The organism is Chitiniphilus eburneus, from assembly GCF_005048205.1.
Lineage (GTDB): Bacteria > Pseudomonadota > Gammaproteobacteria > Burkholderiales > Chitinibacteraceae > Chitiniphilus > Chitiniphilus eburneus.
This window is the reverse complement of the sequence record NZ_SUMF01000014.1, coordinates 46,975-67,892: the sequence shown is the minus strand read 5'-3', so window position 1 is coordinate 67,892 and position 20,918 is coordinate 46,975. Positions and strand designations below refer to the sequence as shown.

General features: G+C 63.4%; 24 protein-coding genes, 5 tRNA genes and 1 riboswitch. Of the genes, 21 read left to right on the top strand and 8 right to left on the bottom strand.

The window, feature by feature from the left end; genetic code table 11:
- Window positions 1-53 precede the first annotated feature (53 nt).
- The 3 genes from fliR (at window position 54) to FAZ21_RS12755 (ending at window position 1,984) form a co-directional block, all read left to right on the top strand.
- Window positions 54-860 (top strand): flagellar biosynthetic protein FliR, encoded by an 807-nt coding sequence (fliR, locus tag FAZ21_RS12765; protein WP_136773820.1) that lies wholly within the window; start codon window positions 54-56, stop codon window positions 858-860.
- A 97-nt stretch (window positions 861-957) separates the two neighbouring features.
- Entirely contained in the window at window positions 958-1,764 is an 807-nt protein-coding gene (gene folE2, locus FAZ21_RS12760) for a GTP cyclohydrolase FolE2 (protein WP_136773819.1), read from the top strand.
- Between the two features lie 16 nt (window positions 1,765-1,780).
- Window positions 1,781-1,984: a hypothetical protein gene (locus FAZ21_RS12755; RefSeq protein ID WP_136773818.1), complete on the top strand. Its 204-nt coding sequence runs from the start codon at window positions 1,781-1,783 to the stop codon at window positions 1,982-1,984.
- Between the two features lie 39 nt (window positions 1,985-2,023).
- Here the strand turns inward: FAZ21_RS12755 and FAZ21_RS12750 are convergent, their stop codons facing one another.
- From FAZ21_RS12750 to rluD, 4 genes are all read right to left on the bottom strand, one after another.
- Window positions 2,024-3,427, bottom strand: coding sequence for a C13 family peptidase (locus tag FAZ21_RS12750; protein ID WP_136773817.1), 1,404 nt, complete (start codon window positions 3,425-3,427; stop codon window positions 2,024-2,026).
- A 96-nt stretch (window positions 3,428-3,523) separates the two neighbouring features.
- Window positions 3,524-4,387, bottom strand: coding sequence for a ZIP family metal transporter (locus tag FAZ21_RS12745; RefSeq protein WP_136773816.1), 864 nt, complete (start codon window positions 4,385-4,387; stop codon window positions 3,524-3,526).
- Window positions 4,388-4,488: 101 nt separating this feature from the next.
- The gene (gene pgeF, locus FAZ21_RS12740) at window positions 4,489-5,262 is read right to left on the bottom strand and encodes a peptidoglycan editing factor PgeF (RefSeq protein ID WP_136773815.1); all 774 of its coding nucleotides are present in this window, start codon (window positions 5,260-5,262) and stop codon (window positions 4,489-4,491) included.
- On the bottom strand, window positions 5,249-6,304 hold the full coding sequence (gene rluD / locus FAZ21_RS12735; RefSeq protein ID WP_136773814.1) for a 23S rRNA pseudouridine(1911/1915/1917) synthase RluD: 1,056 nt from the start codon (window positions 6,302-6,304) through the stop codon (window positions 5,249-5,251). The genes pgeF and rluD overlap by 14 nt, the downstream gene beginning before the upstream one ends.
- Between rluD and FAZ21_RS12730 the strand changes: the two genes are divergently transcribed.
- From FAZ21_RS12730 to FAZ21_RS12705, 6 genes are all read left to right on the top strand, one after another.
- Window positions 6,303-7,103 carry an outer membrane protein assembly factor BamD gene (locus FAZ21_RS12730; protein ID WP_211243452.1) on the top strand — a complete coding sequence of 267 codons (801 nt, stop codon included), beginning with the start codon at window positions 6,303-6,305 and terminating at the stop codon, window positions 7,101-7,103. The two genes, rluD and FAZ21_RS12730, sit on opposite strands and share 2 nt — an antisense overlap.
- A gap of 126 nt (window positions 7,104-7,229) precedes the next feature.
- A tRNA-Ala gene (locus FAZ21_RS12725) sits at window positions 7,230-7,305 on the top strand.
- A 61-nt stretch (window positions 7,306-7,366) separates the two neighbouring features.
- Window positions 7,367-7,442 (top strand) — tRNA-Glu (locus FAZ21_RS12720).
- A gap of 58 nt (window positions 7,443-7,500) precedes the next feature.
- Window positions 7,501-7,577 (top strand) — tRNA-Arg (locus tag FAZ21_RS12715).
- Between the two features lie 35 nt (window positions 7,578-7,612).
- Window positions 7,613-7,688, top strand: a tRNA-Glu gene (locus tag FAZ21_RS12710).
- 215 nt (window positions 7,689-7,903) lie between these two features.
- A tRNA-Ala gene (locus FAZ21_RS12705) sits at window positions 7,904-7,979 on the top strand.
- 152 nt (window positions 7,980-8,131) lie between these two features.
- Here FAZ21_RS12705 and FAZ21_RS12700 read toward each other — a convergent pair.
- The 3 genes from FAZ21_RS12700 to FAZ21_RS12690 are packed head-to-tail and all read right to left on the bottom strand — an operon-like array spanning window position 8,132 to window position 11,082.
- Window positions 8,132-10,396, bottom strand: coding sequence for an NADP-dependent malic enzyme (locus FAZ21_RS12700; protein WP_136773813.1), 2,265 nt, complete (start codon window positions 10,394-10,396; stop codon window positions 8,132-8,134).
- Complete coding sequence (locus tag FAZ21_RS21365; RefSeq protein WP_506256256.1) at window positions 10,389-10,787, bottom strand: metallothionein; 399 nt, start codon at window positions 10,785-10,787, stop codon at window positions 10,389-10,391. Before FAZ21_RS21365 ends, FAZ21_RS12700 begins: the two co-directional genes overlap by 8 nt.
- 31 nt (window positions 10,788-10,818) lie before the next feature.
- A complete protein-coding gene (locus tag FAZ21_RS12690; RefSeq protein ID WP_136773812.1) occupies window positions 10,819-11,082 on the bottom strand; it encodes a hypothetical protein in 264 nt (87 codons plus the stop codon).
- 237 nt (window positions 11,083-11,319) lie between these two features.
- Here FAZ21_RS12690 and FAZ21_RS12685 point away from each other — a divergent pair, with 237 nt between their 5' ends.
- The gene (locus FAZ21_RS12685; RefSeq protein ID WP_136773811.1) at window positions 11,320-11,565 is read left to right on the top strand and encodes a hypothetical protein; all 246 of its coding nucleotides are present in this window, start codon (window positions 11,320-11,322) and stop codon (window positions 11,563-11,565) included.
- 226 nt (window positions 11,566-11,791) lie between these two features.
- Window positions 11,792-11,920 (top strand): hypothetical protein, encoded by a 129-nt coding sequence (locus tag FAZ21_RS21090; RefSeq protein WP_281279769.1) that lies wholly within the window; start codon window positions 11,792-11,794, stop codon window positions 11,918-11,920.
- Window positions 11,921-12,081: 161 nt separating this feature from the next.
- Here the strand turns inward: FAZ21_RS21090 and FAZ21_RS12680 are convergent, their stop codons facing one another.
- A complete protein-coding gene (locus tag FAZ21_RS12680) occupies window positions 12,082-12,327 on the bottom strand; it encodes a hypothetical protein (protein WP_136773810.1) in 246 nt (81 codons plus the stop codon).
- Window positions 12,328-12,632: 305 nt separating this feature from the next.
- On the opposite strand from FAZ21_RS12680, the gene FAZ21_RS12675 reads away from it, so the two are divergent.
- The 10 genes from FAZ21_RS12675 (at window position 12,633) to glyA (ending at window position 20,829) form a co-directional block, all read left to right on the top strand.
- Window positions 12,633-13,211, top strand: a complete 579-nt coding sequence (locus FAZ21_RS12675; RefSeq protein ID WP_136773809.1) for a PRC-barrel domain-containing protein — start codon at window positions 12,633-12,635, stop codon at window positions 13,209-13,211.
- 176 nt (window positions 13,212-13,387) lie between these two features.
- Window positions 13,388-14,242: an SDR family oxidoreductase gene (locus FAZ21_RS12670; protein WP_136773808.1), complete on the top strand. Its 855-nt coding sequence runs from the start codon at window positions 13,388-13,390 to the stop codon at window positions 14,240-14,242.
- A 4-nt stretch (window positions 14,243-14,246) separates the two neighbouring features.
- Window positions 14,247-14,588: a SemiSWEET family transporter gene (locus FAZ21_RS12665; RefSeq protein WP_136773807.1), complete on the top strand. Its 342-nt coding sequence runs from the start codon at window positions 14,247-14,249 to the stop codon at window positions 14,586-14,588.
- Window positions 14,589-14,768: 180 nt separating this feature from the next.
- Window positions 14,769-15,173, top strand: a complete 405-nt coding sequence (locus tag FAZ21_RS12660) for a GvpU-like protein (protein WP_136773806.1) — start codon at window positions 14,769-14,771, stop codon at window positions 15,171-15,173.
- 294 nt (window positions 15,174-15,467) lie between these two features.
- Window positions 15,468-15,947 carry a low molecular weight protein-tyrosine-phosphatase gene (locus FAZ21_RS12655; protein WP_136773805.1) on the top strand — a complete coding sequence of 160 codons (480 nt, stop codon included), beginning with the start codon at window positions 15,468-15,470 and terminating at the stop codon, window positions 15,945-15,947.
- A 74-nt stretch (window positions 15,948-16,021) separates the two neighbouring features.
- A riboswitch (yybP-ykoY riboswitch) is annotated at window positions 16,022-16,124 on the top strand.
- A gap of 88 nt (window positions 16,125-16,212) precedes the next feature.
- Window positions 16,213-16,779: a TMEM165/GDT1 family protein gene (locus tag FAZ21_RS12650; protein ID WP_136773804.1), complete on the top strand. Its 567-nt coding sequence runs from the start codon at window positions 16,213-16,215 to the stop codon at window positions 16,777-16,779.
- 62 nt (window positions 16,780-16,841) lie between these two features.
- Window positions 16,842-18,134, top strand: coding sequence for an NCS2 family permease (locus FAZ21_RS12645; RefSeq protein WP_136773803.1), 1,293 nt, complete (start codon window positions 16,842-16,844; stop codon window positions 18,132-18,134).
- Window positions 18,135-18,188: 54 nt separating this feature from the next.
- Window positions 18,189-18,743, top strand: a complete 555-nt coding sequence (locus tag FAZ21_RS12640; RefSeq protein WP_136773802.1) for an adenine phosphoribosyltransferase — start codon at window positions 18,189-18,191, stop codon at window positions 18,741-18,743.
- A gap of 89 nt (window positions 18,744-18,832) precedes the next feature.
- Entirely contained in the window at window positions 18,833-19,387 is a 555-nt protein-coding gene (locus FAZ21_RS12635) for a hypoxanthine-guanine phosphoribosyltransferase (protein WP_136773801.1), read from the top strand.
- A 194-nt stretch (window positions 19,388-19,581) separates the two neighbouring features.
- Entirely contained in the window at window positions 19,582-20,829 is a 1,248-nt protein-coding gene (gene glyA, locus FAZ21_RS12630) for a serine hydroxymethyltransferase (protein ID WP_136773800.1), read from the top strand.
- Window positions 20,830-20,918: the final 89 nt, after the last annotated feature.

Sequence of the window (20,918 nt, the reverse complement as noted above, 5' to 3'; positions counted from 1 at the left end):
GTTTCCGCACCACCGCGAGAGTGCCTGCCTGCCCGCGGGAGGCGTGCTAGCCGATGCTGACGATCACGCAGGCGCAGATCGACATGGGGCTGGCGCTGTTCTGGTGGCCGTTCCTGCGGCTGCTGGGGTTCATGCTGGCCGACCCGTTCTATTCCAATCGCGCGATCAAGGTACAGGTGCGGGTTTCGTTGTGCATCCTGCTGGCGGTGCTGATCGCGCCGACGCTGCCGCCTCCGCCGCCGTTCCCGGTGGTGTCCGCACAGGGTTTTCTGATCGCGTTGAATCAATTGCTGATCGGCGTGGCGATCGGTTTCATGGTGCGCTTGTTCTTCACCGCCGTGGAAATGGCCGGCAACATCGCGGGCCTGCAAATGGGCATGGGTTTCGCCATGTTCTACGATCCGCAGAACGCGGCCAACACGCCCGTGGTCGCGCAGTTCTTCAGCTTCGTCAATATCCTGGTGTTCCTGGCGCTGAACGGGCACTTGATCATGCTGCGGGTGATGATCGACAGCTTTACGCAGCTTCCCCCAATGGCGCAGCCGTTGGGTGCGGTCGGGTTCAAGCTGCTCGCGGAGCAGGGCGGCCAGATCTTCCGTATCGGCTTGCTGCTGGCGTTACCCGTGGTGGGCACCTTGCTGGTGACCAACCTTTCCATCGGGGTGATGACGCGTGCCGCACCGCAATTGAACGTGTTCGCCATCGGCTTCCCGTTGATGCTGGCGCTGGGGTTCGTTGCGCTTTATTTCACCCTGCCGTACCTGGCGCCCCACATCGCGCAATTGGTCAACGGCCTGACCCGGCTGGCGGAAAACCTGATCACGGCGTTTGCCAATCCGGGTGCGGTCGTTACCCGGTGAAATTCCCGAGAAGTTTACTCGGGTATTCGCTGCGGTTATAATCCGGCCCTGTCTTATTATCGCCCCCGGTTCCGGGCGGCGACCCTGGAGCCCGAACATGAACGCACCCCAAGCCCCGACGAGCATGGAGGATGTGCAAAGCAGCCCGGATCACCGCAACATCGCGATCAACAAGGTTGGCGTCAAATCGATTCGCCATCCCGTGATCGTGGCGGACCGCGCCGACGGCAAGCAGCACACCATCGCCACGTTCGATATGTACGTATTCCTGCCGCAGCATTTCAAGGGTACGCACATGAGCCGCTTCGTCGAGATTCTGAACAGCCATCAGAAGGAAATCTCGGTCGAGTCGTTCGAGACCATCCTGCGCCAGATGTGCGCGCGGCTGGAGGCGGACGCGGGCTATCTGGAGATGCGTTTTCCCTATTTCATCAATAAGGAAGCGCCGGTTTCGGGCGTGCGCAGCCTGCTCGACTATGAAGTCAGCCTGATTGGCGAAATCAAGGAAGGTCGTTTCGTGCAGCAGCTCAAGGTGCTGGTGCCGGTGACCAGCCTGTGCCCGTGCTCCAAGAAGATTTCGCAATATGGCGCGCATAACCAGCGCAGCCACGTGACCATCACCGCTACGCTGGGTGATCAGCATGTCTGGATCGAGGAGCTGGTGGAAGTTGCTGAATCCGAGGCGTCCTGCGAGCTGTACGGTCTGCTCAAGCGTCCCGACGAAAAGTATGTGACGGAACGCGCCTACGAGAACCCCAAGTTCGTCGAGGATATGGTGCGTGACGTTGCGGCCCGCCTCAATGCCGATCCGCGCGTGGTCTCGTATATCGTGGAGTCGGAAAACTTCGAATCCATCCACAATCATTCCGCCTACGCGCTGATCGAACACGACAAGCGCGTGTGAGCGGGCACGGTCAGTCATGTACATCATCCTGATCGGCTATCTCTACGTGATCGTCATGCTGGCCGCCGGCACCGGCGATGTGGTCAAGGGCGGGCTGCTGTTCCTGTTCCTGGGCTTCTTGCCGACCTGGCTGTGGTTCTGGCTGAAGCGCCAGGGGCAGATCAAGCGCGCGGCCAAGCGCGCCGAGGCCGTGGCACAGCCACCCGCCACGCCGGAATGAAAAAGCCGCCCAACCGGGCGGCTTTTTCAATGGTGGCGATCAGCGGCCACCGGTTGGCGTCGGTTTCGGTGGTGCGGCAAGCTCGGGCTGGGTCAGCGGCAGGGTGCCAAAGCGCGCGGCAAATGCCTTGCCCATCGAGAACTGCGGATTGGAGTGCTCATAGTTCTCCGCCTGTTCCCGCTTGAGAATGGCGGCGCGTGCTTCGGTGAAGGCCTGCGGCAGCCGGTTTTCGTGTGCCAGCGCATCGACGAACATGGCCTTGCCGAAATAGGTGTATTCCTCATCGTCGGAGCAGCCGAACGAGGTGTGGGTGTTGTCGGCGGCGGTGACGATGGCGCTGTCCGCATCGGCCAGTGCCGACACGTAGCCGCCCGAAAAACATGCGGACACCGCCACCAGTTTCCAGCGTATCCCGGCCGCCTTGAATTGCGCGGCCAGCCATTGCGGGGTGATCGGTTGTAGCGACAGGTCGGGGAAATTCAGGCTCAGATCGAAGTCGCGACCACCGTGCGATGTCAGATACACCACCAGCAGGTCCTCATCGCGATTCATCAGCGCCGCCATCTCACGAATCGTCGCCGACACGGTATCGCGATTGGCGATTGGCACGCGCTGGGCGGCCTCGGCCGAGTTGGCCAGCAGTACCGAGCGGTTCCGGGTGCCATAGTGGCGGTCGAACAGGTTCTGCACCGCTTCCGCTTCGCGCAGGAACACGCCTTGCCCGGCAAAGCCGGCCACGGAAATCAGGTAGGTATCGGCCACGCCGGGGCGCTCGGCGGCCAACCGGTCCAGCGATTGCCGCAGCAGTTCGGGCTGCTTGAAGAAGAGGGCGGTCTCGGGCAACGGCAGTGTCGCGATCGGTGCCACGTCCGTGCGCTCGCTCGCCGGCATGGCCACCCACAGCTCGGCACGCGGGAAGTACCATTGGTAGCCCAGCAGTGCCGCTGCGCTGAAGACGCCCATCACCACGGCGCGACGACGGCCGACCGGCCAGATCTGCCGGATCGTCGCCAGCGTGGTCCAGACATAGGGGGTAACGAAGATGGCCCAGCCATAGGCGCTGACCCATTGTCGCCCGATGGGGCCTTGCCACCAGGGCAGGCGTGTTGCGGCCAGGCCGGCAACGACCAGGGGGGTGAGCGCCAGCCCCAGCGCATACCACATGATTGCCAGCCGGACGGCCCAGCTCTGCTGGCGCGGCCCCAGCGCCTGGCCCAGCAGCAGAAGGATCAGTACCGGGCACAGCCATGCGGGCAGGGCGGTGTAGTCGAAGATGCCGGGATAGCCATCCCACCATATGCTGAAGGCCACCTGCACGCCCATGGTCAGCAGCAGCAGGAAGATCAGTACCGGCACCGAGGCCGGCCAGCTTTGCGGTGGATTGAAGCGCAGGAACAGCGCGCGCAAGGTGGCGGGGAGCAGGCGACGTGGCTTGGCGTACATGGGCGGTTCCTGTTGCGACGCGGGCCAGATTATCAGTGGCCCGGATATCGCGCCAGAATAGTCAAAAGCCGCCGTCGCGCTTTGCGCAAAACCAGTTCAATGCGGGAAAAGCAAATGGGGGATCGCGATCAGTGCCACACCGGCGCCGATCAGCGCCACCTGCTGCACCGTATCGGACAGGCGAGTGCGCCGGTGCAGGCCGGGAATCAAGTCGGCGATGGCCACATAGATCAGGCTGGAAGCACCCAACGCCAGGATGTAGGGTTGCAGCGCCTGAACGGTTTGCAGCGAGTAATAGGCGATCAGGCCGCCCACCAGCGCGGCCAGCGACGACACCAGGTTGAACACCAGCGCACGCGTCTTGCTGTAGCCCGAATGCAGCAGCACGATGAAATCACCTACTTCCTGCGGGATTTCGTGGGCGATGATCGCCAGCGCCGTGGCGATACCCACGCTGGTATCGGCCATGAACGCCGCCGCGATCACGGCCCCGTCGAGGAAATTGTGGAAGGTGTCGCCGATCATGATCATCGCGCCCGCGCGGCCGTGATCGTGCTGATGCCCGTGATGGCCATGCGCGGCGGCATGATCGTGCGGCTGGCCATCGTGTGCTTCGCATTCGTCGTGATGGCAGTGTCGCCAGATCACCAGCTTTTCCAGCACGAAGAACAGCAGGATGCCGGCCAGCAAGGTCAGCGAGACGGTGCCGACATCCACGTTGACATGCGTGGCGACCGCGTGGGCACCATTCGCCGTGGCCACCACCATTTCATCCCCGTGTTCGCCCAGCGCGTGCGGCAGGATCTCCAGAAAGACCGCCGCGAGCAGGGCGCCGACCGCGAAGCTCACCAGCCTGGGGACCCAGTGCGGACGCGCCAGGTAGGCGACCAGACAGGCGGCGCCGACGCTCAACAGGCTGCCCAGCAGACTTGCGGCAATGATCCAGCTCAGGGTGCTCATGGGAAAAAGGCTTGAAATGAAGCCCGCAAGTATAGCCTCAAGCGCTGGTTCACGATCTTTTCACGCGGTATCGGCCGGAAAAAAGCAGGCGTGATCTGCGATCAGCCATTGCTGGGCGCGGCGGGCTCCGACCCGGCATCCAGCCAGATCAGCGAGGCCATGCGTCCGGTGATGCCATCGCGGCGGTAGGAGAAGAAGCGCTCTGCGTCGGAGACGGTGCACAGGTCGCCACCATGGATGGATTGCACGCCCAGCGTTGCCAGACGTTGCCGGGCCAGCAGGTAGAGATCGGCCCACCACTTGCCGGCGATGCGTCCGGGCCGGAACGCCTGAGCGGCCTCGGCGGTGTGTGCAATGAAGGTTGCGCGCACCTCGTCGCCGACCTCGAAGGCCGTGGGGCCGATGGCGGGGCCGAACCATGCCAGCAATTCGGACGGCGCGGTTCCCATCGCCGCGACGGTGGCTTCCAGCACGCCGTCGGCCAGCCCACGCCAGCCGGCGTGCGCCGCTCCGACGGCCGTTCCTGCACGATTGCACAGCAACACTGGCAGGCAATCGGCCGTCATCACCACGCACACCCGACCGGGCGTGGATGCCACGGCGGCATCCGCCACGCGCGCCGCCTCCGCGTCGTCAAGGCGTGCCACGGTGGTGCCATGGACCTGCTGCAACCAGAACGGCTCGGCGGGCAGGCAGGCGCGGACCCGGGCGCGGTTGGCCGCCACCGAGGCCACGTCGTCGCCGACATGGTCGCCGAGGTTCAGCGTGCCATAGGGCGCCGTGCTGACGCCGCCGAGGCGCGTGGTGACACCGACGCGAACGTTGGCCGGGGCGGGCCAGTCCGGTTGCAGCCAGGGCAGGTCAGTCGCGGACATACGTGACCTCGATGCCATCCTCGTCGTCCTCGTCCCAGTCGTCCTCATCCCAATCCCCGGAGGTCAGGCCATGCTCGGCCCGCAGGGCGGCCAGCAGCAGTTCGAAGTCTTCCGGCAACGGGGCCTTCCAGGTCATCGACTTGCCGCTTTCTGGATGGACCAGCGAGAGCTTCTTGGCATGCAGCGCCTGGCGGGCGAAATCCTGGAGCGCAAGATTGATTTCGGGCGAGAACTGACGCGGTCGGCCGCCATAGACCGGATCGGCCGCCAGGGGAAAGCCGATGTGCGCCATATGGACGCGGATCTGGTGGGTGCGACCGGTTTCCAGCCGGCACTCCACCAGCGTGTGCCCGGTGAAGCGCTCCAGCACGCGATAGTGGGTGATTGCCGGCTTGCCGGTACCGATCACCGCCATGCGGATGCGTTCACGCGGATGGCGGCCGATGGGTGCGTCGACCCTGCCGTCCGAGCGCAGCAGACCCTGCGCCACGGCGAGGTAATGTCGCTTGACGGTACGCGCCTGCAACTGCTGTACCAGATGGTTTTGCGCCATCAACGTGCGCGCCACCACCATCAGACCACTGGTGTCCTTGTCCAGGCGGTGTACGATGCCGGCGCGCGGCACGCTCTTGAGTTCGGGGTAACGGTGCAGCAGGCCGTTGAGCAAGGTGCCGGACCAGTTGCCGCTACCGGGGTGGACCACGAGGCCAGCGGGCTTGTTCAGCACGATGATGGCCGTGTCCTCGTACACCACGTCGAGCGGGATCGGTTCCGGTGCGAAGGCCACCTCGGCCGGGTCCGGCTGGATATCGATGGCGATCCGTTCGCCGCCCCACAGGCGGGTTTTGGGGCTGGCGGGCGCATCGTCGACGGTGACCTTGTTTTCCTTGATCCAGGTCGCCAGCCGGCTGCGCGAATATTCAGGGAGCAACTTCGCCAGGGCGGCATCCAGCCGCTCGCCTGCCAGTGTGGCAGGCGCCGCCAGGATACGGCGCTCGGCGAAGTCGTTATAATCGTCGGATTCCAATTCGGGATGCATCATGAACAAGATTCTACCGCGAATCCTCGCGGCCACGATTGCGGCAGCCCTGATCGCGGGCTGCTCCTCCACTCAGCAGGAACAGGATGAAACGCGCGGCTGGTCGGCCGAGAAAATCTATTCCGAAGCCAAGGCCGAACAGGGCAGCAAGAATTTCGAGCGCTCGAACAAGCTGCTGGAAAAACTCGAGGCACGTTATCCCTATGGCCGCTATGCGCAGCAGGCCATTCTGGAAACGGCGTACAACCACTACAAGGATCAGGAGCCGCTCCTGGCGCTGGCCGCCATCGACCGCTTCATCAAGCAGTATCCGGCGCATCCCAGCATGGATTACGCGCTGTATCTGCGTGGCCTGGTGCATTTCAATGAAACGCAGGGCTTCATGTCCTTCCTGGCCAAGCAGGACATGTCCGAGCGTGACCCGAAGGCCGCGCGGGATTCGTTCGACAGCTTCCGCCAGCTGGTCACCCGGTTCCCGGAAAGCCGGTATGCCGCCGATGCGCAGGTGCGCATGGGCTACCTGATCGGCGCGTTGTCCAATTACGAGCTGCATGTCGCGCGCTATTACTACAAGCGCGGCGCCTATCTGGCAGCGGCCAATCGCGGCAAGTACCTGGTGGAAACCCATGGCAACACCAAACAGGTGGAGGCCGCGCTGGGCATGATGGTGCTGTCGTACGACAAGCTGGGAATGAACGACCTGCGCGATGACGCCAAGCGCGTGCTGTTGAAGAACTATCCGGAAACCACGGTGCTGGACAAGGATTTCCTCACCGATCGCGCGTGGTGGGCGCCCTGGTAAACGGGTGATCGGGGCGGCGCTGGCGCCGCCCCGCATCGGGATGACGGGCAATTCCAGGGCCTGGAAAAAATTTTTGAGCGGGGGTTTACAAGGGGTGAATCGCTTCCTATAATGCGTCTCTCTTTCGGGGCTATAGCTCAGCTGGGAGAGCGCTTGCATGGCATGCAAGAGGTCAGCGGTTCGATCCCGCTTAGCTCCACCAAAATCCCAGTCGGCCGCTTCGGCGGCCGATATTAGTTTCAGAAGAAAGCGTTTTTAAGTACGTCCCCATCGTCTAGAGGCCTAGGACACCACCCTTTCACGGTGACTACCGGGGTTCGAATCCCCGTGGGGACGCCACCGAATCAGTTCGAAATGCATGGCCTGTTCCACGCATTTGGAACCAAAGCTTTACCGCGCACCCGTAGCTCAGTTGGATAGAGTATCTGGCTACGAACCAGAGGGTCGGGCGTTCGAATCGCTCCGGGTGCGCCACTTTCATTGCTGCGTTGTCGTTGGCAACGCACATTGTCCCCATCGTCTAGAGGCCTAGGACACCACCCTTTCACGGTGACTACCGGGGTTCGAATCCCCGTGGGGACGCCAGCTTCAAATAGCTAAAAGCAGCTTGCGCAGAGAAATAAAAATGAAGCCGACATTCAGTCGGCTTTTTTTATTGGCGATGCGGCTATGCACCTGTTCTTTTTTTTGAAAAAAGTATCGTGGCGGGCTGGCAAAAACAAAATGCTTCGCATACAATGCCGGTCTTCTTGCGGTATCGCACCGATTGCTGGTGTCGAATCCCAGACCGTAAAGAATTCGGGGCTATAGCTCAGCTGGGAGAGCGCTTGCATGGCATGCAAGAGGTCAGCGGTTCGATCCCGCTTAGCTCCACCAATACCTGATCGGCCGCTATTGCGGCCGATTTGCTTTTGCGCTTCGATAGCCCAATCGAACGCCAGTGCATCGGCGAGGTTTTTGCGGAGCGCATCAATAAAAAAGCCCTGATTCGTCAGGGCTTTTTTATTGATTTTACGCTGCACGGTGATTCAACTCACGCCCGCCGCTGCCAGCGCCGCCATATTGATCAGCCGGCGCACCGTCGCGGTGGGGGTCAGCACGTGCGCCGGGGCGGCCAGGCCCAGCAGGATAGGCCCGATGGTCACACCACCGGCCGCGCTGGTCTTGAGCAGGTTGAACGAGATATTGGCGGTGTCCAGATTCGGCATGATCAGCAGGTTGGCCGCGCCTTTCAATGTCGATTGCGGAAACACGCGCTGGCGGATGTCGGCGGAGAGCGCTGCGTCACCGTGCATTTCGCCATCGACTTCCAGGTCGGGTGCCTGTGCGCGTACCAGCGCGAGGGTAGCCTGCATCTTGCGTGCCGATTCGCATTCCAGCGTGCCGAAGCTGGAATGGCTCAGCAGCGCCACCTTGGGCTGGATGCCGAACTTGCGCACCGTTGCCGCCGCCATCAGCGTGATCTCCGCCAGTTGCTGCGGCGTCGGATCGGCGTTGACGTAGGTATCGGCAATGAAGATGTTGCCCTGTGGCAGCAGCAGCGCGTTCATCGCGGCGGTGACGCTGGCGCCGGCCTCGCGGCCGAGCACGTTGTGCAGATACCAGTGATGGCGGTGGTACTGGCCATGCGTGCCGCAGATCAGGGCATCCGCCTCGCCGCGCCTGACCATCAGCGCACCGATCAGCGTGGCCTTGGCACGCACTTCGGACTGAGCCAGCTCTTCGGATACGCCGCGCCGCATCATCAATTGATGGTACTGCGTCCAGTACTCCCGATAGCGGGGGTCGTCCTCCTGGTTGCACAGCTCGAAATCCACGCCTGGGCGCAGCCGCAGCCCCAGTTGTTCGATACGTTGCGCGATCACCTTGGGCCGCCCGATCAGGATCGGCACCGCCAGCTTCAGATCGACCACTTCCTGCACCGCGTGCAGTACCCGTTGCTCCTCGCCTTCGCAGAACACCACGCGCTTTTGCGCCGCCCGCGCTGCCATGAACACCGGACGCATGAAGAGGTTCGATTTGTAGACGAACTCGGTCAGATGCTCGATATAGCCGTCGAAGTCTTCGATGGGGCGCGTGGCGACGCCGGCTTCCATGGCGGCGCGTGCCACCGCAGGCGCGATCTTCACGATCAGGCGCGGATCGAATGGTTTGGGAATCAGGTAGTCCGGGCCGAATTTCAGGTTCTGCCCGACGTAGGCATCGGCCACTACATCCGATTGCTCGGCCATGGCCAGGTCGGCGATCGCGTCCACCGCCGCTCGCTTCATGCTTTCGGTGATGGTGGTCGCCCCCACGTCCAGCGCGCCGCGGAAGATGTACGGGAAGCACAGCACATTGTTCACCTGGTTCGGGTAATCCGAGCGTCCGGTGGCCAGCAGCGCATCCGGTCGCACCGCCAGCGCATCTTCGGGCAGGATTTCCGGCGCCGGGTTGGCCAGTGCCAGGATCAACGGCTGGCGCGCCATCTTCGCCACCATGGCCGGCTTCAGGACATTGCCAGCGGAGAGCCCGAGGAACACGTCCGCGTCGGCAATGATGTCGTCGAGCGAGCGCGCGTCGGTGGGCTGGGCGAAACTTGCCTTCAACGGGTCCATCAGTTCGGTGCGCCCCTGGTATACCACGCCGCCCAGGTCGCTCACCCAGACGTGCTCGCGCGGCAACCCCAGATCCACCAGCAGGTTCAGGCAGGCCAGCGCGGCCGCGCCGGCACCACTGGCGACCAGCTTGACGCTGGCGAGATCCTTGCCCACCAGCCGCAATCCATTCTTGATGGCCGCTGCCACGATGATGGCCGTGCCGTGCTGGTCGTCGTGGAACACCGGGATTTTCATCCGTTGGCGCAACTGTTCTTCGACGTAGAAGCATTCGGGCGCCTTGATGTCCTCCAGATTGATGCCGCCGAAGGTGGGCTCCAGGCTGGCGATGATCTCCACCAGCATGGCCGGGTCCTTTTGCTCGATCTCCAGGTCGAAGACATCGATATCGGCGAACTTCTTGAACAGCACGCCTTTGCCTTCCATCACCGGCTTGCCCGCCAGCGGGCCGATGTCGCCCAGGCCGAGCACGGCGGTGCCGTTGGAGACGACGGCCACCAGGTTGCCGCGCGCAGTCAGGTTGTGGGCTTCAGCGGGATTTTCGACGATGGCGACGCAAGCGGCGGCGACGCCGGGGGAATACGCCAGTGCCAGATCGCGCTGGCTGGAGAGCCCCTTGGTAGGGGAGACCTGAATCTTGCCGGGCCGGGGGTGTCGGTGATATTCCAGCGCCTGTTTCTTTAACTCTTCATCCATTGCGCAGTGCTCCAGCGGCTCCATGGCGGCCACATCCGGGCGTTAACCATAGCGCTTCGGCGGGGGGGGCACCTATTGGGGTTTTAGAACCTGCGGATTTCAGCAGGCGGCCAGCGGCGGGCGCGCAGCCGCCAGCGTGGGCGGAGGCATTCAGGAGGGGGGGGGGCTGGCCGTCGATGGCGGCATCGAACGCCTGGGCGCAATGCGCGCAGCAGAACAACCCCATCGGGCTTTGCACGCCATGCCCCAGGATGCGTGTCCCGCAGTGGCCGCAAGGGCGGGCCACGGTGAAGAGGGCACACTCGAAACTATCGAAGATGTGGGTCTTGCCGCCAATGCCGACGGTGAAGGTCCAGTCGCTTTCGTTACCGCACTGCTCGCATTTGGCCATGACGAAACTCCTGTGATCGGGGAAGGACGGTTCAATGCCGGGGATCGGGCTCGTCGCGCAGCCCGGGCGCGGACGAGGGAATCTCGCGCCGGGCCCGGCGCATCCAGTTGGCGTAGCTGGCGTCGGTACAGAAGTACCGCACGTAATCCTGGCCTTCCTGGCGCACCGCGACCGACGTGGGAATCTCGTCGGTATCGCCTGCCGGTGCTGACGCGCGATCGTCGCGCGAGGCGGGGCGAATCTGATCGCGTGGCGGGGCCGAACCGTACTGATGTTGATGGTGATGCGTTGCCATGCTGGGCTCCCGGGATCGAAACAGTTCGAGCTATGTAGCAGGCTTCGTGCCGGGGGCCGATGAGCCACATCTCCCGGGCCGGGGGCTGGCGGCAAGTCGTTTTTGCGCAGGGGATGGAAAGATTTGCAGACACCGCGCCGCGCCAGGCGCGCGGCACTGCATTCCGGTGGGTGGCACGCATGTTGCTGCATGCCAGGCGCTCGTGCCGTGATGGCACATCCAACTGGAGACAACATCATGACGACCCGAACCACTGCATCCAAGATGCTCGCTGGCCTGTTGCTCGCCGCCTCGGTGACGACCATGGCCGCCACGGTGGACGAAACCAATACCGTCCCGGACAACCAGGCCAACAGCGGTAACTATCTGCCCGACGCCGACCCGAGCAATACCGCGGAAGGCGCCACCGACGTCAGCAAGAAGGCCGCCGATACCGATGGCGGCGGTACCGCCAACGTCGAGCAGCGCCGTAACGTCGAATAAGCGGTATCAGCAAAACGAAACCCGCCTCTGGCGGGTTTTTTCATGCCCTGGTTTTGCTAAGGCAATGAATTGACTGAATTTTTTACATCGGTTGTGGGAAATGCTGCGCCAACGTAGGGTGAGGCCGGCCGCCAGCCGGGCCGGCCGAGATGGCACGTATCTTGCGAATGACCCGATGTGGTCGAAGTGTTCGATCGCATCCATTTGACTTCACAAGGAGTACAAGATGCCGAATCAACGCCAGGACAGTAAGCAGAGCCAGAAGTCCAAGACCGAAAGCCCGCGCAGTGGTGGCAAGGGCAGTAATCAGAATCAGGGCTCCAGCCAGCAAAGCCGCCAGGATCGCAAGTCTTGAGGCGCGAGGTAGCCCGTTCCGGCCGGTTCGCGTGGAAGCCGGTCGGTGACGGGTTGAGCGGGGCGCGATGAACCGGATCGTCGTGCTGCGCAAAGAGGGCGGTGTGCCGCAAGGCCACCGCCCTTTTTATTGGCCCGGAACAGGCACGGCCACGCTTCCGGTCAGTGGACCGTGGGCTGCGACCAGCGATGGATGCCACGTTGCCCGTGATGGCCGGGCAGGTGCGGCGGGACCGTGCCGGTGGTGACTTCCTCCTCCGGGTTGGTCATTTCGTCCTCGTTGTATTGCTCGATGATCGCTTCGTTGATCGAAGCCGGATTGGTCGGCTTTTCCACGGCCACGTCGGTTTCCTTGCGCGAATGGGCTTGCCAGCGGCGCGCGGTGTCGGGCCAGAGAGGATGTTGCATGGCGATTCTCCGTAAAGCAGGTCGGGCGTTCCTTTGGCACGCCCGCCATCAGGCGATGATAGGTGCTGGGAACAGGGTCATGGCTTCTGAGCAAATTGCGTACCGGCTATGCGGCCACGCGGGCTGGGAAAGCGGAGGAGGGCTGCATGAATTACACCCCCGGACGCAAGTTTTACCCCGCCTGGGGTGCGCGATCGCACAGGGTATGGCAGGTGAGTGAGGAGCGGACATGGCATGCGGCTTGCTGCAAGCGAGGCGAGTGCGCCGTCGCGCGCCATTGCATCCAGTCGAAAGGAGTCTTCGCCATGACCCAATATTCCAACAACGATCGTATCCTCGGCGCCGCCAGCGCCCAACCGGGCTCGAATCAGCCCCGTAACGGCAGCCGCCCGCTGGGCGTGCCGGGTGGGGTGTCCGACGAATACGATGAAGGTGGCCTGACCACGCCGGCCCCTCGCGCCGTGGGCGCCGAGCAGGGCGCCAGGGTGGTCGGCCGCACCGACAGTCTGCAAGGCGATGGCCCGGGGCCATTCCTGATGCTGGCCGATTCGCTGGAAGGCGATGACGTGGTCAACAGCCAGGGCGAAAAGCTGGGTGACATCAAGGGCATCATGCTCGACGTGCAGCGCGGCCGCATCGCCTATGCCGTGCTGTCGGTGGGGGGCTTTCTCGGCATCGGCGACAAGTTGTTCGCCATTCCCTGGGGCGCCTTCACGCTGGATGCCGACAACAAGCGCTTCATCCTGGAAGCGGACAAGAGCCAGTTCAAGGAGGCCGATGGCTTCGACAAGGATCACTGGCCCAGCATGGCCGACCCGACCTGGGCCAACCAGGTTCACGCGGCCTACCGCACCCGTCCGTACTGGGAAGACGACAACTTCTGAGCACCGGATCGAGTTGCCGACGGCGGGAAGAGGCCCGGCACGCGCAGCGTGAAGTCGCGCCGCGCGTTGCCGCAAAACCTGACCGCCCCGGCACTGAAGCCGGCCCCGTAACCATTCCTCTCGATCATGGAGCGGTGTGCCCGATTGGGCTGCCGCCGGTTCTGCAAGGAGTTGTCATGCCTGAACAGACTTTGCCCCGACAGCATCAGGACCATCAACCCGGCAGCGAAGCGGCGATGACGCCCAGGCCGCAATCGGCGATGCGCGATTACCCCGCCGCCGGCAAGCTGCGCGGCCAGACTGCGCTCATCACCGGCGGCGATAGCGGCATTGGCCGTGCGGTGGCGGTGGCCTACGCCAAGGAAGGCGCGGATGTCGTCATTGTCTATCTGGACGAAACCCAGGACGCGCAGGAGACGCGCCGGCTGGTGGAGGCGGAGGGGCGGCGCTGCCTGGCGCTGGCGGGCGACATTGCCGACCAGGCGTTTTGCCGCAAGGCCGTGGAACACGCGGTGGAGGCATTCGGCCGGCTGGATATCCTGGTCAACAACGCCGCACAGCAATATCCGCAGGATTCCATTCTCGATATCACGCGGCAGCAGCTCGAAAAGACCTTTGCCACCAATATCTTCTCGATGTTCTATCTGACACAGGCCGCTTATCCCTACCTGAAAAATGGTGGGCGTATCGTCAATACTACTTCGATCACCGCCTATCGCGGCAGCCCGCAATTGCTGGACTACGCCTCGACCAAAGGCGCCATCGTCGCGTTTACCCGCTCGTTGTCGCAGGCCGCGCTCGAGGATGGCATCCGCGTCAATGCGGTGGCGCCCGGCCCGATCTGGACACCCTTGATCCCGGCGTCGTTCGATGAAGAACGCACCAGCCAGCACGGCAGCAGTGTGCCGATGAAGCGCCCCGGACAGCCGGATGAAGTAGCGCCCAGCTACGTGTTCCTGGCATGCGACGATTCCAGCTACATGTCGGGGCAGGTGCTGCACCCGAACGGTGGCGAAGTCATCAACGGGTGATGCCATGGACATCCAGGTCATCGGTATTGCCAGCGCGCTGATCCTGCTGGCCACGTTGTTACGGCAGATCTACATCCAGTGGGCCAGTGACGATGTCGCTGGCGTGTCCGGCTGGCTGTTCGTGGGGCAGATGTGCGCCTCGGCCGGTTTCCTCGTCTATAGCTGGCTGATCGGCGATGCGGTGTTCGTCTGTATCAACATCATGGGCCTGAGCACGGCGCTGCTGGGGCAGGGTATCTACTGGTACAAGCGCCGTCAGTTGGCGGCCGGCGCCATTCCGCGCGCCAGGCGGCGTGTCGGCATGCGCGACCGCCGCTGGCCGGGCGCGATGCGTACCCAGCAGTAAGGCATTTATGCAGCGCGCAGCGCCGGCCTTGCCGGGAAGGGGCAATCCCGGCGCGTCGCCGGTACGACGGGCGGTGACTGCCCATGCGGCGAGGCGCAGATCGCCTATATCGGATAGCGGCGCTCCGCGCACAATGCGTGGTGGGCGCCGCTACCGTGTTCACCGTTCAAGGAGTGCAACATGTCTACCGAGTGGGACGAATTCGGCGCCGGCGACCCCTTGCTGCGCGAACTGGTCGCCCTGGCCACCGAAGGGACTTCGCTACCCGTCACGCTCAATGTCGGAGGCTCGCTGGTGTGCGGCAAGGTGATCCCGCGCCAGGAATACCTGAGGCTGGTAGCGACCCAGCTGCCACGCGTGAGCAGTGCGCCGCGTGAAAACCTGGAAGGCTGGCTGGCGGACACCGTGCGGCGTGGCGCGACACCCGATCCGTCACCGGGGTTCGTCCATCTGAAGGATGCCTACTTTCTCGCCAATGATGGCAGCCGGGTGCCCACCGATTCGGGCACGCTGTGGCGCGGTCGCCTGGCGCGGATCGATGGTTTCACCTTTGGCGTGTACTACGGCACCCCGCAAATGGACTGAAGCACGGTCGTTTTTTTTAGCCGGGGCGATGGCAACCGATGGGGTGCTGGTCGGATGTGGCGAACGCGCCGCCTGCTTCATCGCGGCCTACAACCTCCGCGTGGCAGACAGGTTTTGCCCGGGCAGGTTTCTGTATCCGCTATCACGCCAGATGGGGCTGCGGCCGATCTTGCCTGGCTTCGATGCATGTCACGCAGATAGGGGGGTTGATTTGCATGAATCGATCCCCCGGCTGATGCGGGTAGAATACGGCTGGATTTTATGTTCAAGTTCCAGCTCATCTGGTTGAATAATATGAATAAATTCAGCGTTCTCTTCGTCTGTACCGGCAACATCTGCCGCAGCCCGACCGCCGATGGCATCCTGCGCCACATGGTGAAGGCGGCCGGATTGGAAAACTGTGTGGAAGTCGATTCGGCCGGCACGCACGATTACCACGTCGGCGAGGCGCCCGACCGGCGCGCGCAGTCGCACGCCGCCAAGCGTGGCTACGACCTGTGCAGCCTGCGCGCACGCGAGGTGGTAGAGGCGGACTTCGCGCGTTTCGATCTGGTTCTGGCGATGGATGAAGGCCATCTGGCGCTGTTGCGACGGCGCTGCCCGGAGCCGTATCGCGAGCGGGTGAAACTGTTCCTCGATTTCGCCACCCGCTTTCATGAGCGCGAAGTGCCCGATCCCTACTACGGCGGTCCGCAGGGCTTCGAACACGTACTCGATCTGGTCGAGGACGGATGCCGGGGGTTGATGGCGCATATTCGCGGGCAGCTCGACTGAACGGGCGCTAAAAACACCGTCTGGAAAGCCCGATTGCTCTTGCGAAGCGGCCTCGTTACACTTGCCGCTTTGCTCTTCAGGGGAGTAGTCGCCCGCGCGGTTCCGGCCGTGTCGGGGGGTACGTCAACATACTTGGGCCGCAGCCCATGGCGTATCCGGTCCGCGCATCGCGGGCCTGACAAGACCTGAGGTTCATGCCGCATGCACCCAGGGGTGGGCCATGTCGCATGGCCTCGTGTCGCCCGCCCCTGGAGTATCACCCTGCATGGACGCCTTCCTCGTCTCCGCCGCTGTCGTCGCTGTCGCTGAAATCGGCGACAAGACCCAACTGCTCTCGCTGATCCTCGCTGCGCGCTTTCGCCGTCCCTGGCCGATCCTGATCGGCGTCTTCGTCGCCACGCTACTCAATCATTTCGCCGCCGGCTGGCTGGGCCAATGGCTCGCCGGTTTCTTCAGCCCCGATCTGCTGCGCTGGGTGGTGGGGCTCGGTTTCCTGGCGATCGCCGCCTGGGCCTGTATTCCGGACGAGATGGGGGAAGAGGAGGCGCAGGTGAAGCCCTATGGCGCCTTCATCGCCACCACGATCGCCTTTTTCCTGGCCGAGATAGGGGATAAGACCCAAGTCGCCACAGTGGCATTGGCTGTGAAATACTCGCCCCTGTGGATGGTGGTGGTGGGGACCACCGTGGGCATGCTGATCGCCAATGCGCCGGCCATCTGGCTGGGCAAGTGGATGTCCGACCGTCTGCACCTGTTGCGCTATGTCCGTTTCGGCGCTGCCGCCGTGTTCGCCCTGCTGGGCGTTCTTGCGTTGCTGAAGGTGGGCGTCTAGCGTTCCAGACAATCGAATAAATTCAATTACATAATCGTCATTCAATCAATCAGGGACCGATCATGCTGGAATCGTTTTTCAAGTTGAAGGAGCACGGGACGGATGTCCGGACCGAAGTGCTCGCGGGTTTCACCACCTTTTTGACGATGGCCTACATCGTCTTCGTCAATCCGTCGATCCTGTCGCTGACCGGCATGGACTTCAACGCGGTGTTCGTTGCCACCTGTCTGGCCGCGGCACTGGGTTGCGCCATCATGGGGCTGGTGGCCAATTACCCGATGGCACTGGCGCCGGGCATGGGGCTGAACGCCTACTTCACCTTCAGCGTGGTGCAGGGCATGGGGGTGTCGTGGCAGGTGGCGCTGGGAGCGGTGTTCTTCTCGGGGATCATCTTTCTGGCAGTCAGCCTGTTCAAGGTGCGTGAGGCCATCGTCAACGCGATTCCGCAATCGCTCAAGTTCGCCATCTCGGCGGGCGTGGGCCTGTTCCTCGGCATCATCTCGCTCAAGAGCGCAGGCGTGATCACCGGCAGCCCGGCCACGCTGGTCACGCTGGGCGATATCCACGCGCCGACCACGCTGCTGGCGATCTTCGGCTTCTTCCTGATCGTGGCGCTGGAATACCGCCGCGTGCATGGCTCGATCATCATCGGCATCCTCACCGTGACCGTACTTTCGGTGCTGCTGGGCCTGTCCGAATTCAAGGGTGTGTTCTCCGCGCCGCCGTCGCTGGCCCCCACCTTCATGCAGATGGACCTGGGCGGTGCGCTCAACGTCGGGCTGCTGGGCGTGGTGTTCGTGTTCTTCTTCGTCGATCTGTTCGATACCACCGGCACGCTGGTGGGCGTTTCGCACCGCGCAGGCCTCTTGGACAAGGACGGCAAACTGCCGCGCCTGAAGCGCGCTTTGATGGCCGACTCGGTGGCCATCGTCGCCGGTGCCGCGCTGGGTACCTCGTCCACCACCGCCTATGTCGAATCCGCCGCCGGCACCGCCGTGGGCGGCCGCACCGGCCTGACCGCCACTGTCGTGGCCATCCTGTTCCTGGCCGCGCTGTTCTTCGCGCCGCTGGCCAACAGCATTCCTGCCTATGCCACTGCGCCGGCGCTGTGCTACGTGGCGGTACTGATGGCACGTGGTCTGGCCGAAATCGCCTGGGACGACCTGACCGAGGCCGCACCGGCCGTGGTCACCGCCATCGCCATGCCGTTCACGTTCTCCATCGCGGACGGCATCGCCTTCGGTTTCATCAGCTTCGTGGTGATCAAGGTGCTGGCTGGCCGCTTCAGCGACCTGCGTCCGGCGGTGATCATCATTGCCGGGCTGTGGCTGGTGAAGTTCGCATTCTTCCACTGAGCGTCTGGCACTGAATGAACCCGCAATCCCTGCCTTTTTGGCGCTGAGACAAGCATGCCCACATCCAAGCCGCTTTATGCCGACTACATCCAGGAACGCATCCGCACGGTGCCGGACTGGCCGCAGCCGGGGGTGATGTTTCGCGATATCACGCCGCTGTTGCAGGACCCGAAGACGTTCCGCCTGCTGGTGGATACCTTCGTGCACCGCTACATGGACATGCAGATCGATCTGGTGGCCGGGGTGGATGCGCGGGGGTTCATTCTCGGGGCGGTGGTGGCTTATGAGCTGAACCTGGGCTTCGTGCCGATTCGCAAGAAAGGCAAGCTGCCGTTTCTGACCGAGGCCGAGGAATATGAGCTGGAATATGGCTCGGCCACGGTCGAGATCCATGCCGACGCCTGCAAGCGCGGCGATCGCGTGTTGCTGGTGGACGACCTCGTCGCCACCGGTGGCACCATGATCGCCGCTGCGCGCTTGCTGCAACGGCTGGGCGCGACGGTGGTCGAGGCCGCGGCCATCGTCGATCTGCCCGAACTGGGTGGCTCGCGCCTGATCGCGGAGCAACAGATTCCGCTGTATACCATTTGCGATTTCGCCGGCCACTGATATGGCGGTTGGCGGTTTTTTCAATGCCTGGATCGTCGATATCGGCCAGGCGCTGATGTTTTTGCAGTAAACCAGAACAGGACAAAAGCATGACGCTGGAATTGCCAGAAGCCCACACCATTATCGACAACGCCGATTGCCTGCACGGCGAGGCCGAAGTGGTTGCCGCGCTCGACGCCATGGCCGCGGCGATGACCGCACGGCTGGCCAGCAGCAACCCCATCGTCTACACGATCATGAACGGCGGCCTGATCGTCGCCGGCCACCTGCTGCCCCGGCTGCGTTTCCCGCTGGAGTGCTCCTACCTCCATGCCACGCGCTATCGGCAGGAAACCAGTGGCGGGGCGCTGAACTGGAAAGTGGCGCCCACCGATGACCTGCGCGGCCGCAGCGTGGTCATCATCGACGACATCCTGGACGAAGGTCACACGCTGGCGGCGGTGATCGAGTACTGCAAGCGCCAGGGGGCCAAAGAGGTACTGGTGGCGGTGCTGGTGGACAAGGATCACGATCGCAAGGCGCCGGGCGTCAGCGCCGATTTCGTCGGCTTGAAGGTGGAAGACCGCTTCCTGTTTGGCTGCGGCATGGATTACCAGGGCTACTGGCGCAATACGCTGGCGATCTATGCGGTGAAAGGGTTGTAGTCCCATCGGGCTGGCAAGCCGGCCTCGGAGCGAACAAGGCGCCTGCGGGCGCCTTGTCGCATTGGTACGTGCCATGACAGTGGGTGGCGACATGAGCGGCTTTCATGGGGGCGTGCCTGATTCCACCGCCGCGCCTCACGGGGCCTCGTGGTAGAATTGCGCCAGTTTTTTCAATCGCCTACGGAATCGGGCCCATGTTCTCCAAGTCCATCACCATCTCGCAATTCGATCCTGACCTCGCCAATGCCATCCAGGGTGAAGTCGTCCGCCAGCACGAACACCTCGAGCTGATCGCGTCGGAAAACTACACCAGCCCCGCCGTCATGGAAGCGCAGGGTTCGCAGCTCACCAACAAGTACGCCGAGGGTTATCCCGGCAAGCGCTTCTACGGCGGTTGCGAGTACGTGGACGTGGTGGAGCAACTGGCGATCGATCGCGTCAAGGCCCTGTTCGGCGCCGAGTACGCCAACGTGCAGCCGCACTCGGGCAGCCAGGCCAACCAGGCCGTGTACTTCTCGATCCTGAAGCCGGGCGATACCGTAATGGGCATGAACCTGGGCCACGGTGGCCACCTGACCCACGGCTCGCCGGCCAACCTGTCGGGCAAGCTGTTCAATATCGTGCCCTACGGCCTGAACGAGAACGAAGAAATCGACTACGACGAGATGGAACGCGTCGCGGTCGAGACCAAGCCCAAGCTGATCATCGGCGGTGCTTCCGCCTTCGCGTTGCGCTTCGACTGGGCGCGCATGCGCGAGATCGCCGACAAGGTGGGCGCCTACTTCATGGTGGACATGGCCCACTACGCTGGCCTGATCGCCGCTGGCGTCTACCCGAACCCGGTGCCGCACGCGCACTTCGTCACCTCGACCACCCACAAGACGCTGCGCGGTCCGCGCGGCGGCCTGATCCTGGCCAAGGCCGAGTTCGAGAAGAGCATCAACTCCAACGTGTTCCCCACGCTGCAAGGCGGCCCGCTGATGCACGTGATCGCCGCCAAGGCCATCGCGTTCAAGGAAGCGTCCAGCCCCGAGTTCAAGGTCTACGCCGAACAGGTGATCAAGAACGCCCAGGCCATGGCCAAGACGCTGGCCGAACGTGGCCTGCGCATCATCTCCGGCCGTACCGAAAGCCACGTATTCCTGGTGGACCTGCGTCCCAAGGGCCTGACCGGCAAGGCCGCCGACGCCGCGCTGGGCAAGGCGCACATCACCGTCAACAAGAACGCCATCCCGAACGATCCGGAAAGCCCTTTCGTTACATCCGGCATCCGTATCGGCGCCCCGGCCATCACCACCCGTGGTTTCAAGGAAGAAGAGGCCATCCAGGTGGCGCACCTGATCGCCGACGTGCTGGACAACCCGGCCGACGATGCCAATCTGGCCACTGTCGCCGAGAAGGTGAAGGCGCTGACCGCGCGTTTCCCGGTCTACGGCGCCTGATGATCGCGCCGTCGCGCGCCGCATTGCGGCGGGTGAACGGCTGATCGATGCGGCGAGGGGTGTGGCGATAGCCATGCCCCTTGTCGTTT